13 protein-coding genes are annotated in these 16011 nt (G+C 69.4%); 2 read left to right on the forward strand and 11 right to left on the reverse strand.

Annotated features, from left to right (window positions below; all coding sequences use genetic code 11):
• Nucleotides 1–78 precede the first annotated feature (78 nt).
• Complete coding sequence (gene yczR, locus ABIB51_RS12175) at nt 79–1566, reverse strand: MocR-like transcription factor YczR (protein ID WP_354188291.1); 1488 nt, start codon at nt 1564–1566, stop codon at nt 79–81.
• 61 nt (nt 1567–1627) lie between these two features.
• Between yczR and yczE the strand changes: the two genes are divergently transcribed.
• A complete protein-coding gene (gene yczE, locus ABIB51_RS12180; RefSeq protein ID WP_354188293.1) occupies nt 1628–2260 on the forward strand; it encodes a membrane protein YczE in 633 nt (210 codons plus the stop codon).
• A gap of 46 nt (nt 2261–2306) precedes the next feature.
• Here the strand turns inward: yczE and ABIB51_RS12185 are convergent, their stop codons facing one another.
• The 9 genes from ABIB51_RS12185 to ABIB51_RS12225 form a co-directional block, all read right to left on the reverse strand.
• Nucleotides 2307–3176: a DNA-formamidopyrimidine glycosylase family protein gene (locus ABIB51_RS12185; RefSeq protein ID WP_354188295.1), complete on the reverse strand. Its 870-nt coding sequence runs from the start codon at nt 3174–3176 to the stop codon at nt 2307–2309.
• On the reverse strand, nt 3169–8292 hold the full coding sequence (locus tag ABIB51_RS12190) for a DNA glycosylase AlkZ-like family protein (RefSeq protein WP_354188297.1): 5124 nt from the start codon (nt 8290–8292) through the stop codon (nt 3169–3171). Before ABIB51_RS12190 ends, ABIB51_RS12185 begins: the two co-directional genes overlap by 8 nt.
• A 95-nt stretch (nt 8293–8387) precedes the next feature.
• The gene (locus ABIB51_RS12195) at nt 8388–9011 is read right to left on the reverse strand and encodes a DUF4232 domain-containing protein (RefSeq protein WP_354188299.1); all 624 of its coding nucleotides are present in this window, start codon (nt 9009–9011) and stop codon (nt 8388–8390) included.
• Between the two features lie 101 nt (nt 9012–9112).
• Nucleotides 9113–9898: a YcnI family copper-binding membrane protein gene (locus tag ABIB51_RS12200; protein ID WP_354188301.1), complete on the reverse strand. Its 786-nt coding sequence runs from the start codon at nt 9896–9898 to the stop codon at nt 9113–9115.
• A gap of 113 nt (nt 9899–10011) precedes the next feature.
• Nucleotides 10012–10638 (reverse strand): hypothetical protein, encoded by a 627-nt coding sequence (locus ABIB51_RS12205; RefSeq protein WP_354188303.1) that lies wholly within the window; start codon nt 10636–10638, stop codon nt 10012–10014.
• Between the two features lie 203 nt (nt 10639–10841).
• Nucleotides 10842–11087: a hypothetical protein gene (locus ABIB51_RS12210; protein ID WP_354188305.1), complete on the reverse strand. Its 246-nt coding sequence runs from the start codon at nt 11085–11087 to the stop codon at nt 10842–10844.
• A 123-nt stretch (nt 11088–11210) separates the two neighbouring features.
• Entirely contained in the window at nt 11211–11561 is a 351-nt protein-coding gene (locus ABIB51_RS12215; protein ID WP_354188307.1) for an SRPBCC family protein, read from the reverse strand.
• Between the two features lie 238 nt (nt 11562–11799).
• Nucleotides 11800–14217, reverse strand: a complete 2418-nt coding sequence (gene ppsA / locus ABIB51_RS12220; RefSeq protein ID WP_354188309.1) for a phosphoenolpyruvate synthase — start codon at nt 14215–14217, stop codon at nt 11800–11802.
• 150 nt (nt 14218–14367) lie between these two features.
• Nucleotides 14368–15186: a pyruvate, water dikinase regulatory protein gene (locus tag ABIB51_RS12225; protein ID WP_354188311.1), complete on the reverse strand. Its 819-nt coding sequence runs from the start codon at nt 15184–15186 to the stop codon at nt 14368–14370.
• A gap of 137 nt (nt 15187–15323) precedes the next feature.
• Here ABIB51_RS12225 and ABIB51_RS12230 point away from each other — a divergent pair, with 137 nt between their 5' ends.
• The gene (locus ABIB51_RS12230; protein WP_354188313.1) at nt 15324–15662 is read left to right on the forward strand and encodes a hypothetical protein; all 339 of its coding nucleotides are present in this window, start codon (nt 15324–15326) and stop codon (nt 15660–15662) included.
• A 157-nt stretch (nt 15663–15819) separates the two neighbouring features.
• Here ABIB51_RS12230 and ABIB51_RS12235 read toward each other — a convergent pair.
• Nucleotides 15820–16011, reverse strand: a 192-nt coding sequence (locus tag ABIB51_RS12235; RefSeq protein ID WP_354188315.1) for an integrase core domain-containing protein, incomplete at its 5' end; no start/stop codon positions are given.

The raw sequence follows: 16011 nt of genomic DNA on the forward strand, positions 1-16011 counted from the left end.
CGCCAGGCATTCTGCGCGTCGCAGGGGAAAGCCCGGTGTCGCAGGGACGGCTGCCCGTCGCCGGAAACCCGGCCGCGCTCAGGCGATGGCGACGGCGGGCGGGCTGGTGAGATCCCGCCGCAGCTGAGGTGATGCCTCCAGCCGGTCCTGGGCTGAGCGCAGCGCCAGCACCGCGGTCTCAAGCTGCTCCGGGGCCAACGTGAACGGCACCCGGAGGAAATGTTCGAAGGCCCCGCCAACGCCAAACCTGGGACCGGCCGCGAGACGGATGCCGAAGTCCGGGGCGATCACCGTCAGTGCCGTACTGAGCGGTGCCGGCAGCCGGCACCAGACCGACAGGCCGCCGTCGGGCCGCTCCGCCCGCCAGGTCGGCAGGTTCCCGGCGACGAGCGCCAGCAGGGTGTCCCGGTTGGTGCGGAGCGAGGCGAGCCGTTCGGGGAGCGGTTCCGTCAGGTCATTGACCAGGTGGGCTGCCGCAAGCTGCTCCACGATGGGCCCGCCCAGGTCCATGGTGGTGCGGGCGGCGGCGAAGCGCTGGATGAGTGACTCGCCCGCCCGGATCCACCCGGTCCGCAGGCCGGCCCAGTGCGACTTGCTGAGCGAACCGATGGATACCACGGCCGGGCCGAACGCGGCCAGCGGTGTGGAAGGCGCGCCGTCGAGGTTGAGCTCCCGCATAGTCTCGTCCACCACCAGCAAGGTGCCGGAGGCGGCCGCTGCACGGACCAGTTGCCGGCGTTGGGAATCCGGCATCAGCCGGCCGGTGGGGTTGTGGAAGTCGGGGACCACGTAGGCCAAGGCGGGCCGCTGCTGCTTCAGGGCGGTCTCCAGTGCCTCGATGTCCCAGCCGGCCCCGCCGGCCTGGCGTGCCGGGGGCATGGCCACCGGAACCGGGCGGCAGCCGGCCGAACGGATGGCGTCGAGGGCGTTCGGGTAGCTGGGGTGTTCCACGAGCACCTTGGCGGAACGGCCGGCGAGGGTCCGCAGGATGATGTTCAGCGCGTGCTGGGCTCCTGAGGTCACGAGGATCTGGTGCGCGGTGGTGGGCACGCCGGCGGCGGTGTACCGTGCGGCGATGGCCTCGCGGAGGGGGCCGATGCCGAGAGCGTCGTACCCGAATCCGGGCAGCAGTGCCGGCAGCTCCGTCAGGGCGGAGGCGAAGGCCCGGTGCACTACCTCGCCGCTGGCCGGCAGGGAGGCGTAGGCAAGGTCCAGCAGCCCGTCCGGAATGGCCAGTCCGGGCGCCCCGCTGAGCTCGGATCGGCCATCCGGTGCGGTGCCGCGGGGGCTGCGGTGCGGAATGCATGTCCGGCCCCGGCTGCCCTGGCCGCTGCTCAGGAACCCCTGGTCGCGCAGCAGGCTGTACGAGGCGGTCACCGTCGTGCGGCTGATGCCAAGCGCGGCTGCCAAGGACCGCTCGCTGGGCAGCGCCATGTCGAGGGGCACGCGGCCGTCAAGCACCAGCAGGCGGACGACGTCGGCCAGTTCCCGGTACGCGGGGGACGCCCCAAGGTTCCACGCACCCAGCAGGCGGGTCAGGGAACTCGGATTCAGGGAGCCGGACATAAAGCCAGTATCTCAAACTGGCTATGGATTGCAAGGCCAGTTTTCCGGGAGGATGGGTGTCATGATGACCCGAAGGCTCCTCCAGCTCCTCATTGGCCTCGCCATGTACGGCCTATCCCTCGCGATGTTTATCCGGGCCGGACTGGGTCTGGATCCCTGGGATGTCTTCCACCAGGGACTCGCGGTCAAGACCGGGCTGAGCATCGGCACGGTGGTGGTGATCGTCAGTTTCCTGGTCCTGCTCCTCTGGATCCCGCTCCGGCAATGGCCCGGCGTCGGCACGCTGTGCAACGCCGTGCTGGTCGGGGTGTTCGCCGACGTCGGACTGGCGCTCATTCCGGAGTTCTCACACCTCGGCGGCCAGATCGGAATGCTCGCCGGGGCCATCCTGCTTAACGGCATCGCCTCGGCCTGCTACATCGGCGCCCGCCTCGGGCCCGGAGCGCGGGACGGACTTATGACCGGACTCGCCCGGCGCACGGGCTGGTCCGTGCGGGTCTCCCGGACCGGCATCGAAGTCGTGGTGCTGGGCGCAGGCTGGCTGCTGGGCGGCTCAGTGGGCATCGGGACCGTGCTCTACGCGCTGGCGATCGGACCGCTTGTGCAGCTGCTGCTGCCGCGGTTCACGGTACCGGAACTGAAGAATCCGAAGCTCCCGGTGGCGGCAGCCGACCCAGCCGTCGCCGCACCCTAGGCAGCGGCACCCTAGGCCGGCGCCGGAATCAGGCCTCCCCAGGTAGTCAGCGCGTCGCGGGCCCGGTGCCCGGTGGCGCCGGCTGGCACGTGGGGCAGAAGTAGATGTCCCGTTCCTCGGTGCCCGCGGCTGAGCCGAGCACGCCGCGGCGGATCGGCGTCCGGCACTTCAGGCAGGGTTGGTGCTCGCGGCGGTAGACCCAGTAGCCGGGCAACCCCGAGGTCCGGCCCACGGCGACCCCGCGGGGATTGAGCACCGTGGTCCGGCGGCCGGCGCCCAGGTTGGCCTCCAACAGCACCTTCGCGTCGGTGATGATCGCGGCCAGCCCGGGCACCGCGGAGACGGGTGAGGCCGGGTGGACGCCGGAGAGGAAGCAGGCCTCGCAGCGGTAGATGTTCCCGATCCCGGCAAGGTTCCGCTGGTCCAGCAGGGCGACGCCGATCGGCACGTCGGGGGCCGCACCGATCCTGCGTTCGGCCTCGGCCGGGTCCCAGTCCGGGCCCAGGAGGTCCGGACCCAGGTGCCCGACGATGGAACCTTCCTCGGACGTGCGCACCACTTCGAGAATGCCGAGTGAGAAACCGACGGCGTCTGCCGCGGCCGTGCGCAGCACGCAGCGGGCCGTGAAGCCTGGTTTCCTCCAGCGGCCGCCCGGCGGGTAGACCTGCCAGGTGCCCTCCATCTTGAGATGGGAGTGGATGGTCAGCCGGTTTTGCTCGGCAGGCCCCCGATCTGTGGGTCCCTGCAGCCGCATGAGCAGGTGCTTCCCGCGCGGCACCACCTCGGTGACGGTCCAGCCGCCGAGCTTGAGCGTGGCGAACCGGGGCACCCGGAAGTCGGAGGACAGGAGCTGCTGGCCGGCCAGTGCGGCGTGCAGCTGCGCGGCGGCGCGGAAGACGGAGTCGCCCTCAGGCACGGATTCTCAGTCCCTTCGGTGTGGAGTAGGCGCCGGCCTGGGCTAGGGCGGCGGCCACCGGGGTGTCCAGGATGCCGTGGCCGTTGACCTTTTCCATTATCAGTTTGTCGATCGCGCCGCGGGTCACGACCCCCACCAGGGCGGCCCCGGCCGAGGCCAGCACCTCCGTGTCGTCGCTGAAGGCCAGCAGGGTCTTGCCGCCGCGTTCCACGTAAAGCACCAGGGCGCCGTCGACCAGCACCACGAGGGCGCCGGCCTTCCGCCCCGGCCGGTGGCCCGTGCCCGCTTCGACGTTGAGGGCGGGCCAGGGCAGGGCTGCGCCGTAGGGATTCGCCGGGTCTGTGGCCGCGAGGGCCAGGGCACTGGGTTCGGGTTTGTGCAGCTGGGTGTCCTCGGCGTAGGAACGCAGCCGGTCCACCGTGGCCGGCACCGCGAACTGCGCCGCGCCAAGATGCTCGATGAAGTAGCCCCGACGGCACCGGCCTGCTTCTTCCAGCCGGGCGAGCACCTTATACATCAGCCCGAAGCCGCCCAGGATGTTCTCCGCCATGACCGAGCCCCGGGTGACCACCCCGTACCGGTCCAGCAGGAGTTCGGCGGTGGCCCGGGCATGGATGGTTGCGTCCAGCTCCGGGGCGGGCAGGGCGGACCAGCGGCCAGCGGCCAGCGGGGGAGCCGGGGCAGCGCCGGTGGCGGACCCGTAGCGGCCGCCGGTCAACCCGGGTGAGCCTAAAAGCCCGGTGCCGTGGGCGCGCCCGAGCCGGCTGAGCCGGGGTGCGCGGGCCCGCGGCGCCCGGGCTACCTGACGGTGGGCGGTGTGGCCGCCGGCGATCAGGGCGCGGACCGGCGAAAACGTGTCACCGGTGATCCGGCCGGCCCAGGCAAGGTCCCAGAGCGCGGAGACCACGTCCTGGTCGCTCAGCACCGTGTCCATGCCGCCGGCTATCTCGGTCAGCTGCCGGAAAAAGTACCCGCCGCCGTTGTCCCGCAGATGGTCGAGCAACCGCTGCTGCGCGTCGCCCGGGTCGAACTCCACGGCCGGGTTCAGGGTCAGCTCGGCCGAATCGGCCAGATGCAGGCTCACCCAGCCGTCATTGCCCGGCAGCGACCCCGCGCCGGACCAGAGAACTTCACCGGCAGCCATGAGCTCGTCCAGCATGGCCGGTTTGTAGTCGGCCACCCTGCCCGCCAAAACCAGCGGTTCCCAGGCCGATGCCGGAATCGGCACGCCGGAGAGCTGGTCGACGGCGGTGATGATGCCGTCCAGCCCGCGCAGCGCGGACTGGCCGCGTTGCCCGGGGGTGCGGACGTTCTGCCAGGCCGGCAGGAACCGGCCGTACGCGGCGGCGTCCACCGGCTCGACCTCGGCCCGGAGCGCCGCAAGGGAACGGCGGCGGAGCTTGCGCAGGACTTCGGCGTCGCACCACTCGCTGACTCCGACCAGTGACGGGGCGGAGGGGGTGGCTAGTGGTGCCTCGGCTACGACGGCGTTATCGGCCGCATCCGGGCCGGCTTCCGGGACGGCGGCCGTTTCCGGCCCTGTGGCGTGGGGACGGAACTCGCCTTCCACCACGCGGCCGTCCGCGGCGAGCCGTTTCAGCGCGGTGCCGACGACGGCGACGCCCAGTCCCAGCCGGGAGGCCGCCTCGGCGGAGGTGAAGGGCCCGTGGGTGCGGGCGTAGCGGGACACGAGGTCACCCAACGGATCCGCGACGGGCTCGATGAAGGCCAGCGGAACACCCATGGGCAGGGGGACGCCGAGGGCGTCGCGCAGCCGTGCGGCATCCTCCACCGCGGCGAATCGTTCGGCGCCGCCGATGTTTACCCTGATGGCGCGGTTGGCGCGCTGTAGCGCGGCCAGGTGCGCGGCGGCGTCGGCGACCGGCGCTTGCGGACGGGGCCCCGCCGGCGCGGCCACTGGAACAGGCCCGTCCGCCAGGGTCCCGGGCGCTTCAGCAGCGGCGCCGGACTCGGCGGCCGGTTCCAGGCGTGCGGCGACTTCCTCCGGCGTGAGCGGGCCGAGCATGCGTAGCAGGTCCGCCACCCCTTCCAAGCCGCGGACCTTCCGGTCCGCGGCGAGGCGCTGGAGTTCGCGTTCCGTGGCGTCGATGACCTTGGCGTCGAGCAGTTCGCGGAGCTCCACCCGGCCCAGGAGCTCGTTGAGCAGGGTCGAATCCAAGGCGAGGGCGGCGGCGCGGCGCTCGGCGAGCGGGGAATCGCCTTCGTAGAGGAACTGCGCCACATAGCCGAACAGCAGCGACTTGGCGAAGGGGGAGGGCTGCTGGGTGGTGGTCTGCACGATCCGGAGTTCGCGCCGCTCCACGGATGCCGCGATGTCCTTCAGCGCCGGCAGATCGTAGACATCCTGCAGGCACTCGCGGACCGTCTCAAGCACGATCGGGAAGGTGGGGTATTTCCGGGCGACGTCCAGCAGCTGGGCCGAACGCTGGCGCTGCTGCCACAGCGGCTGCCGCTTGCCGGGGTTCTGCCGTGGCAGCAGCAGCGCGCGGGCGGCGCATTCCCGGAACCGGGAGGCGAACAGGGCACTTCCGCCGACCTCGGCCGTGACGATCTGCTCGAGTTCCTCGGGGTCGAAGAGGAAGAGCTCGGCCCCCGGCGGCTCGTCTTCCATCATGGGCACCCGCAGCACGATGCCGTCGTCGGCGGCCATCGCGGAGCCGTCCATGCCGTAGCGCTGGTGCAGGCGCTGTCCGACAGCCAGGGCCCAGGGCGCGTGGACGGGCATGCCGAAAGGGCTGTGCAGCACCACCCGCCAGTCTCCGAGCTCGTCGTGGAACCGTTCCACCACGAGGGTCGTATCACTGGGCACCACCTCGGTGGCGAGCTTCTGCTCGGCGAGGTACTGGATCAAGTTGTTGGCGGCGAAGTCATCCAGCCCGCTGGCTTTGCAGCGTTCGGTGGCGGGTCCGACGTCGGACGCGGACAGCTCGCGCACGAACGCGCCGAGGGCGCGGCCGAGGTCCACCGGCCGGCCGAGGGAGTCGCCCTTCCAGAAGGGGAGTTTCCCGGGCTGGCCGAAGGCGGGGGACACGAGGACCCGGTCGTGGGTGATGTCCTCGATCTTCCAGCTGGTGGCGCCCAGCGCGAACACATCGCCCACACGGGATTCGTAGACCATCTCCTCATCGAGTTCACCGACCCGCCGGCCGCCCTTGGCCGCGGCGGCAGCGGGACTCGCGGCCCGGCCGTCGGCGCTGGCCGCACCGGGAGACGCCGAGCCCTCCACTTCGGTGCCGATGATGTAGACACCGAACAGCCCGCGGTCCGGGATGGTGCCGCCGGAGGTCACGGCGAGCCGTTGGGCGCCGGGCCGGCCCTCGATGGTGCCGGCGTTCCGGTCCCAGATGATCCTTGGGCGCAGCTCCGCGAATTCATCGGAGGGGTAGCGTCCGGCCAGCAGGTCAAGGGTGGCCTCGAAGGCGGAGCGGGGCAGCGAGGCGAACGGTGCGGACCGACGGACTGTGGAGAACCATTCCTCCACGTCGATGGAGCCGAGGGCGGTGGCGGCGACGGTCTGCTGGGCCAGGATGTCCAGCGGGTTGGCCGGGACGCTGAGCCGTTCGATCTTGCCGCCGAGCATCCGCTCCACCGTGATCGCGGTGTGTACAAGGTCCGCGCGGTGTTTCGGGAACAGCACGCCCTGGGAGATCTCGCCGACCTGGTGCCCGGCCCGGCCCACCCGCTGCAGCCCGCTGGCCACCGACGGCGGTGACTCCACCTGCACCACAAGGTCGACGGCGCCCATGTCAATGCCGAGTTCCAGGGAGGAGGTGGCCACGACGCAGCGCAGCCGCCCCGACTTCAGGTCGTCCTCGATCAGGGCACGCTGGTCCTTGGAGACGGAGCCGTGGTGGGCCCGGGCCAGCACCGGATCGGCGCCGGCGGTGCTGCCGGCCTGCGCCATCATGTGTGCCGGGGTCGCGGTGGACGTCGCCGCGGCTCCCGGCAAGGTGCTGCCCCCGCCGGGCTGGCCCCGGCCGGTCGGGCCTCCGCCGGACAGACCCGCACCGGGCCTTTCGAAGGCCGAGGCACCGGCGCCGAACTCGTCCCAGCCTCCGCCGGCGGCCATGAGTTGCCGCTCGGCGTAGATCTCGTTCAGCCGGGCCGTCAGCCGTTCGGCGAGCCGGCGGGAATTCGCGAACACGATGGTGGACTGGTTGGCCAGCACCAGGTCCACGATCTTCTCCTCCACGTGCGGCCAGATCGAAGCCTGCGGCTGGAGCCCGGACGCCGGACCGGAATCGAACGCCCCGGCCGCCCCCTGGAGGTCGGACATGTCCTCGACCGGGACGGAGACGGTCAGGTCCCAGTTCTTCTTTGACGGCGGCGCCACGATTTCCACCGGGGCGGACCCGGCGAGGAACTGCGCGACGAGCTCCTTGGGCTCCACGGTGGCCGAGAGCCCGATCCGCTGGGCGGGCTTGGCCAGCAGGGCATCCAGGCGTTCCAGCGAAACCGCCAGATGCGCGCCGCGTTTGGTGCCAGCGACGGCATGGACTTCGTCGATGATGATGGTGTCCACCTCGCTGAGCGTCTCGCGCGCCTTGGAGGTGAGCATGAGGAACAGCGATTCGGGCGTTGTGATCAGGATGTCCGGCGGATGGCTGAGCAGCGCGCGGCGGTCCGATGCGGGGGTGTCGCCGGAGCGGACGCCGACGGTGATCAGCGGTGCGGGCAACCCCAGACGTTTGGCAGTCTGCGTGATGCCGATCAGCGGCGCCCGCAGGTTCCGTTCGACGTCGACGCCGAGTGCCTTGAGCGGGGAAATGTACAGCACCCGGGTGTTCCGCTTGGGCGCTTTCCGGCGGGTGCCCTTTGCCGCGTCCTTGGCTGCGCCGAGGCCCGGCAGTTCCTCGGGCTCGGCCGGGGCCGAGATCAGCAGTCGGTCCAGCGCCCAAAGGAAGGCCGCCAGCGTTTTGCCTGAGCCCGTAGGAGCCACCACGAGGGCGTGGGTACCGGAGGAGATGGCGCTCCAGGCGCCGTTCTGGGCAGGGGTGGGCGCCGAAAATGCGCCCAGGAACCAGTCCCGGGTCGGCCGGCTGAACCGGTCCATGGCGGCCTCAACTGTGCCGCCGGAGAGCTCCTGCCCCTTCATGCCTCCATCATGCCTTACAGCACCGACAGTATCCGGCGGGCTGCAACCAAGGCAGCGGTGGACGTTCGGTTTGACCGATCGCCGGGCAGTAGATGCTATTTGGCCTGGAAAGCCCCAATTGTCAGCAAATCAATGCCCGTGTTGTCGCAGGCATCGCGGGGATCTGCAACGAACAGGGATGCGGTGTCCTCCGGCGGGTAGATTCGGAACCCGGCGGCCGGCGTTTTGGCGCAGTCCGGGAAGTTGCCGGCCTGCGTGTACCGCAGGGTCGCGGTGCCTGCCTTGCCCGGCGCGAGCAGCACGTCGGCGACCGGCGTCGACTCGTCACGGCTCGCAGGCGCACCGATCGGCTCGCCGTTGGCGTCCGCAGTGAGTGAGACACCGGCGAAGCCCTTAAGCAGGCAGGGTTCGGCGCCGGAGTTCGTCATGATCAACTCCATATAGACGCTGCCGGCAGCGCCGCCGCCGGCGGCATCCGTGCTGCCTTTCAGGTTCGCAGCCTTGCACAACGCCGGGCCCGCCTGGGTGGCGGCAGCCGAGGATGGTGCGGAGGATGCGGGGGCAGGCGCCGCGCTCGACGCGCTGGTCGTTGCGCTGGCCGAGGGCGTTGATGTCCCGGTGTTCTGGGATTGCCCGGTGGCGGCCCCGCAGCCGCTAAGCAGGAACGCGGCAGTCGCTGCCGTGATGACCAGTCCATGATTGATGCGCTGAGACCTCATGGCTCAAACCCTATGCCTGCCATTGCCTGAGTCAACAATGCCACGGCGGCAGCGCCCGATTGATGCCCGGATTGTGATTTCCGGGCATCAACCGAGGTCAGCTACTCTTTCGGCGCCGGAGCCTGCGCGGTCGCGGCCCGGGAGCCCCGGCTCCGCATAAGGGCGGCGCCGCCGAGCGCCAGGCCCCCGAGGCCGGCCACAAGGCCCGCCCAGCTCCGGGCGGTGGCGCCGTCGTCCGTCACCGCGGCGGCCGGGGTGGCGCCGTCGGCGGGCGCAGCGGTGCCGGCAGCGGCCGCCGGATGGGCGCTGTGGCCGTCGTCCTCGGCAGCGGCTGCGGTGACCGCAACGGAGGGGGCGGGTGCCTTCAGGGAGTGCGCGTCCTTGCCGGCCGTGGGGATCTCGGCCCAGTCCGTCTGTCCCTGTTCGCAGTTCTGCAGGGCCGGAAAGTACAGGGTCTTCCCCGCGGTGTCAGGCAGCTTCACGGACAGCACCAGGGCGTCCCGGAACTCCGGGTTCAGCGGTGCCTTTGCGGTGTAGACGATCTGGCTGGTCCGCTTGGTTATGGACGTGCCGTCCGCCAGTTTCTTCGGTTCGGGCAGGTGCTGGACCACTTTTTCCGCGGTCCAGTTCGGGTTCACGGTGGGCTGGGCATCGTTGAGCTCGGCCGGCAGGGTGATGGTCATTTTGGTCGTCGCGGATCCGTCGCAGCCGTGCGGAATGCCGAAGGTGAGCAGGGCATAGGAGTTCGCGGCGGTCTTGTCCGGAGTGACGCCGACGTGTGCCGAGGCGCCGGTGATGCCGGCGAGCATCAGGGCGGCAGTACCGCCTGCCACGGCCGTGGCGGAGAGGGTGCGTCGGCGGAGGGTCGATTTCTGGGAGGTCTTCATGAGTGGGGGCCTTTCGGGCGTGCGCGGGCTTTGCAGCGGCGCGCAAAAGCGGGAGGGGCCGGCAAAAACCCCGCCGTGTTTTCGGCAGGATTGGCCGCGGCCAATGAGGAAGGTCAGGAATAGACGACGACGGCGGGCGGGCCGCGGCGGCAATCGGGCCGGAGGTTCCGCCAGGGCAGGGGCGCAGCGTCCGCCGGCCAGCCGGGCACGGCCGGCGCCGCGACGGCGTCGGCCGTTACCGGAGTGGGGAGCTGGACCAGGGGGCGCAGCCACGCCGCGAGCGACCACAAGGCGTTCTCACCCTTGGCGAGAAGCAGGGCGCACGCGATGGTTGCCACCGTGTGCCCGGTGAGCATCGCGAGGGCCAGCGGGGAGTCCAGGTCGTGCGGCTGGAGCTGTTCCGCCGGGAGCGGGACGTTGAAGGCGTGCTGGTGGTGCGCCTGGGCGCCTGACCCGGCGGATCCGGCCGGGCCGGACGCGGAACCGAGAGCGGTGAACAGTTCGTGCAGCACAAGCTGCCCGGCGCCCAGCAGGCCCGCCATCGCCGCCATGTTGAGACGGAACCGGGTGGCAGTCGTCGTCGCGAGGCACGTCAAGGCGAGGATGGCGAGCAGGATGCCGGGGCCGGGAAGCTGGCCACCGGCCAGCACGTGGGCGCCTGCCGCCAGCGTCACGGTGGCGGTGGCGAGCATGGCCGAGCGGACGGCATGGAAGGGTGTCCGGGCGGTTTGTGGGCGCACGGGTCCTCCCTCGAAGCTCGTCGTGGCGGCGGTTCCCCAAGTCTACCGGGGAACCGGGGAGGGCCGACCGCTAGTCCGTCTCCGGCCCCCAGCAATAGTGGCAATCCTCAGGGCACGAGTCATTGATCGCGGGCCGCGCCTTGGCGCGGGCGGGCAGCCCGCGGGCGTTATCGTGCGTCTGTGTTCCGGCGAAGCCGGTGGCGTTAGTTGTCCTCATGAGGGGTCCCTTCGGAATCGGCTGCGGTCAGTTGGTAGCCATCGGACACGTGGAACAGCTGCCGGTTGCCGCCGTCGGACATGACCCACACGACGGCGCCGTCGGCGGTCCTGTCGTCCACCTTTCCGAGGTACTCACGGTGGCCGTTCCGCCGGAGCTGGACGCGGTCACCAATCTGGACGTCGTCCCAACGGGCGGGGTTTTGGGTGGCCCGGTTCTGCTGCAAAGTCACGATGGTTCCTGGAGGTCAGTGGCGGGAAACGCTGTTGTGACCTAGCTAACCCCGGCAAGCATCCGTCCCTCAATGGACCAACTCACGGTGGAGGCGGCCTTTTGTTGTGCAGGCGTCCAGCCGCTAGGCGGGGCGGCGGGCCAGCCGCCGGAACGTTGGGGCCGGAGGCAACGGAACGGCCTCCGGATCACCCGCGTGCCGGCGGCGCCGCAGCTCCAGGGCCAGGCTCTCCTCGCCCCGGGCCATGGCCCAGCGGTGGTTGGCCGCGAAGGCCGGTTTCAGCAGCCAGCCCAGGCGCCGCAGCAGGGGCTTGGCTGCACTGACGCGCCAGTCGTAGGTGATGACTGTTTCCGGTCCGTCCTGCTCGAACGTCCAGCGTCCGGTCCCGTTCAGGTCCCCGCGCGCGGTGAGGGCGAAACCGCAGCTTGTGACGGGCTCGGTGACCGTCAGCGTCCAGCGGAGCGTATAGGGCAAGCCACCCTTTGGTGTGCAGCCGGACGGGCCGGGGGATGCCGGGCCGGGGGCTTCCCCCGGCGCCGGCTGCCGGTTCGACGCGGAGATAGACGGCGGGCCACCAGCGGGGGAAGCTGGCGGCGTCGCCGAGGACATCCGCCACGTCCTCCGCTGCGCCGGCCACCCGCCACACGGTCTGGAATTCATAGACCGCGCTGCCCATCTGGTGTCCCGCCCGTCCTTTTCCAGCGATGTACGGTCAGTGCGCCTCTGCGCCGGCTGCGGCACCGACATCGGCGCCGCCTGCCGCGCCGGCGAGCCGGAGCCAGGTATCCACCACGGTGTCGGGGTTCAGGGACACGGAATCGATGCCTTCCTCGACCAGCCACTCGGCGAAGTCCGCGTGGTCGCTGGGCCCCTGGCCGCAGATGCCGACATATTTGCCGCGCTCCTTGCAGGCCTTGATGGCCATGCTGAGGAGCTTCTTGACGGCAGGGTCCCGTTCATCGAAGCCGCCCGCGACAATCGCGGAATCCCGGTCCAGGCCCAGTGCCAGCTGGGTCATGTCATTGGAGCCGATGGAGAATCCGTCGAAGTAGTCCAGGAAATCGTCGGCGAGCAGCGCGTTGGACGGAATCTCGCACATCATGATCACCTCAAGTCCGTTCTCGCCGCGGGTGAGGCCGTTCTCCGCCAGCAGCTCGATGACGCCGCGGGCCTCGTCCAGGGTCCGCACGAACGGGATCATCAGCTTGACGTTGGTCAGCCCCATCTCGTTGCGGACGAAGGACAAAGCCTCGCACTCAAGGTCGAAGCAGTCCCGGAAGGACGGCTCCAGGTACCGCGAGGCGCCGCGGAAGCCGATCATCGGGTTTTCTTCGTGCGGTTCGTAGGCGGGTCCGCCGATCAGGTTGGCGTACTCGTTGGACTTGAAGTCGGACATGCGCACAATCACCGGTTCCGGCGCGAAGGCCGCCGCGATGGTGGACACCCCTTCGGCCAGGCGCTTGATGTAGTAGTCGCGCGGGCCGTCGTACGCGGCAATCCGTTCCCGGATGTCCGCGGCCACGTCCGCCGGCTGGCTGTCCAGGTTCAGGAGCGCCTTGGGGTGGATGCCGATCTGGCGGTTGATGATGAATTCCAGCCGGGCCAGGCCCACTCCGTGGTTGGGCAGCTGCGCGAAGGTGAACGCCTGCTCCGGGGTGCCGACATTCATCATGACCTTGACCGGGGCCTCAGGTAGCTGGGCGATCTCGGTTTCCTCGACGCTGAAGTCCAGGAGTCCTTCGTAGATGGTGCCGGTCTCGCCGTCGGCGCAGGAGACGGTTACCTCGAGTCCGTCGGACAGGGCGTCCGTGGCGTCCCCGGTGCCGACGACGGCGGGAATCCCCAGTTCCCGGGCAATGATGGCCGCATGGCAGGTGCGTCCGCCGCGGTTGGTCACGATGGCGGAGGCACGCTTCATGATCGGTTCCCAGTCCGGGTCGGTCATGTCGGCGACGAGGACATCGCCGGTCTTGAAAGCGGCCATCTGGTCAATCGCGGTGAGGATACGGACGCTGCCGGCACCGATGCGCTGGCCGATGGCGCGGCCCTCGACCAGTACCCGGCCGGTGCCGTTGAGGCGGAAACGGCTCAGGCTGCCGGAGGCCCGGCGGGACTGCACTGTCTCCGGGCGGGCCTGCAGGATGTACAGGCCGCCGTCGGTCCCGTCCTTGCCCCATTCGATGTCCATGGGACGGCCGTAGTGGTTCTCGATGGCGACGGCGTGCCGGGCGAGCTGCTCGACGTCGTCGTCGCTGAGGCTGAAGCGGTTCCGCAACGAGGCCTCAACCGGGACGAAGTCGATGGTGCGGCCGATCTCGCGGCTGCTCGTGTAGGTCATCTGGAGGGCCTTCTCGCCCAGCCCGCGCTTGAGGATGGCGGGGCGGCCGGCCTGCAGCGCGGGTTTGTACACGTAGAACTCATCGGGGTTCACGGCGCCCTGGACGACGGCCTCGCCCAGGCCGTAGGAGGACGTGACGAACACGGCGTCCTGGAACCCGGACTCGGTGTCCATGGTGAACATGACACCGGAGGCCCCGACATCGGAGCGCACCATCCGCTGGATGCCGGCCGAGAGCGCCACCTCGGCGTGCTCGAACTTGTGGTGCACACGGTAGGCGATGGCCCGGTCGTTGTAGAGGGACGCGAACACGTCCTTGATGGCGAGCAGGATGTTCTCGATGCCGCGGACGTTCAGGAAGGTTTCCTGCTGCCCGGCGAAGGAGGCGTCGGGCAGGTCTTCCGCCGTGGCGCTGGAACGGACGGCCCAGGAAAGGTCCTCGGAGCCCCCGTGCTTGTCCACCAACTGCTGGTAGGCATTCCGGATCTGCGTCTCGAAGTCCGGCAGGAAGGGGGTCTCGCGCATGAGGGTGCGGATTTCCTGCCCGGCCGCGGCGAGGGCCGTCACGTCATCGGTGTCCAGGCCGACCAGCCGGTCCGCGATCTTCTGGTCCAGGCCGGAATCCGCCAGGAAGCTGCGGTAGGCGTCCGCTGTTGTGGCGAAACCGTCCGGGACCTGGACGCCGGCGGAGGTCAGGTTCTGCACCATCTCACCCAGGGAGGCGTTCTTCCCGCCTACCCGGTCCAGGTCCTTGAGTCCGAGTTCTGAGAACCACAGGATGTCTGTCGTCATGGTTGCTGCTCCTTTGCAGATGATGGCATGCAGATGTTCCGCCCAGCGTGAGGTTATGACCGTTGCAGGGCGCGATTCTTGTCCACATTGACACGTCTCCGCCCGGGTTTCCACACGGGCTGCGTCACACCGAGCTTGTGAAACTTTTCCCTAATGTTTGAGGTTCATGCGCTGCAGGATGGTGGCGGCCATTTCCTCCACCGACACCGTGGCCGAATTCAGGTACGGAATCCCGTGGGAGATGTACAACTGCTCGGCGCTGCGCAGTTCGAAGCCGCACTGCCGCAGCGACGCGTAGGGCGAGCCGCGGCGGCGTTCGGTGCGGATCTGGCTCAGGCGCAGGGGGTTGGAGGAGAGGCCGAAACACTTCTCAACGAAAGGCCGTAGCGGCTTGGGGAGGCCCTCACGTTCAAAGTCCTCGTCCACCAGCGGGAAGTTCGCGGCGAAGATGCCGTGTTGCAGCGCCAGATACATGGTGGTGGGGGTTTTTCCGCAGCGGGACGGTGCCACCAGGATGACCTGCGCCTTTTCCAGCGCGCGCAGGCTCTGGCCGTCGTCGTGCTCCATGGCGTACTCGACGGCGGCCATCCGGGATTGGTACCGCTCCGCGTTGCCCAGGCCATGGGCCCGGCCCGGTTCGCCGCTGGCCGCCGAGCCGAGGGCCTGCTCCAGCTGTCCCACATGTGTCCCGATGAGATCCACGATGATTCCCTTGCATTTGGCCAGGGCCTGGCGGATGTCGTTGCTGACGGCGGTGGAAAAGACGATCGGCCGCAGGCCGGTGGTGGCCAGTTTGTCGATGGTGCCGACCACCGTCCTGGCCTGATCGACGGTGGTGATGAAGGGGACCGTGATGCGGTCGAAGTTATTAGCGGGGAACTGCGTCAGCAAGGTGTTGCCGAGCGTTTCCGCGGTGATGCCGGTGCTGTCCGACAGGAAGTAGACAGGCCGAAGATCGTCATTGGTCATGAACGCATTCTCCACCAGGGCCGCCCCGGTCCGGTATCGGAGCGCCGGAGACGTCGGGCCCCTACCCGGTCTCCGGGCTCAGACGTAGACTGCTCGCGTACAACCCCACCAACGCCACCAACTGTCGGGAGACGGACATGAGCTATGCAGGGACCGGTAACGAGAAGGCCGTCGCAGCAAGCGACCTTAACCGGACACATGTCGGACTGACCGTGAGCTTCGAGCCGGACGGATTCACCGTGGTCTTCGGCCGGATCGCCGCCATTGCGCGCAAGGAGGGCGGCGTGACCATCGCGCTGGAAGGGGTGGACGGTACGGGCGGCCTGCCGTCCAATTACAGCCTGCCCCCGACCCAGCTGGTCTACGTCCAGCCGGACATGCTCACCAACACGGAGTCGACTATCAAGGATTTGTTCGGCAAGGTGCAGGAGAACCTGCGCAGCCACAAGGGTGACCAGCGGCCGGACTCGGTGTAGGGATCGGCTCCGGCCCGGCTTCGGCCGGAAATTGGAGCGGAATGTTGCCGCTGTGAGCTGAGAGGGAATCGAACCCCCATGTGGCCAGACCCAAGAGTTCCCTGGCATAAACCGTTCAGCACGCTGTTGGGGTTGCCCGCAAATCGTGGACAGTTGATCAGGCGGCTTGTGCCGGCTGAGGTTTTGTTATGGCGAGGAATCGTTCGTGTTCCACGGGTGTGGTGTAGCCCAGTGCTGAATGCAGCCGGGCACGATTGTAGAACTCCTCGATCCAGCGGCCCGTAGCCCGGATTGCCTCGTGTCTGGTTGCCCAGCGGCGGCGGTCGTAGAACTCGGTCTTTAGAGTGGA

The organism is Arthrobacter sp. UYCu712 (genome assembly GCF_040547005.1).
Taxonomy (GTDB): domain Bacteria; phylum Actinomycetota; class Actinomycetes; order Actinomycetales; family Micrococcaceae; genus Arthrobacter.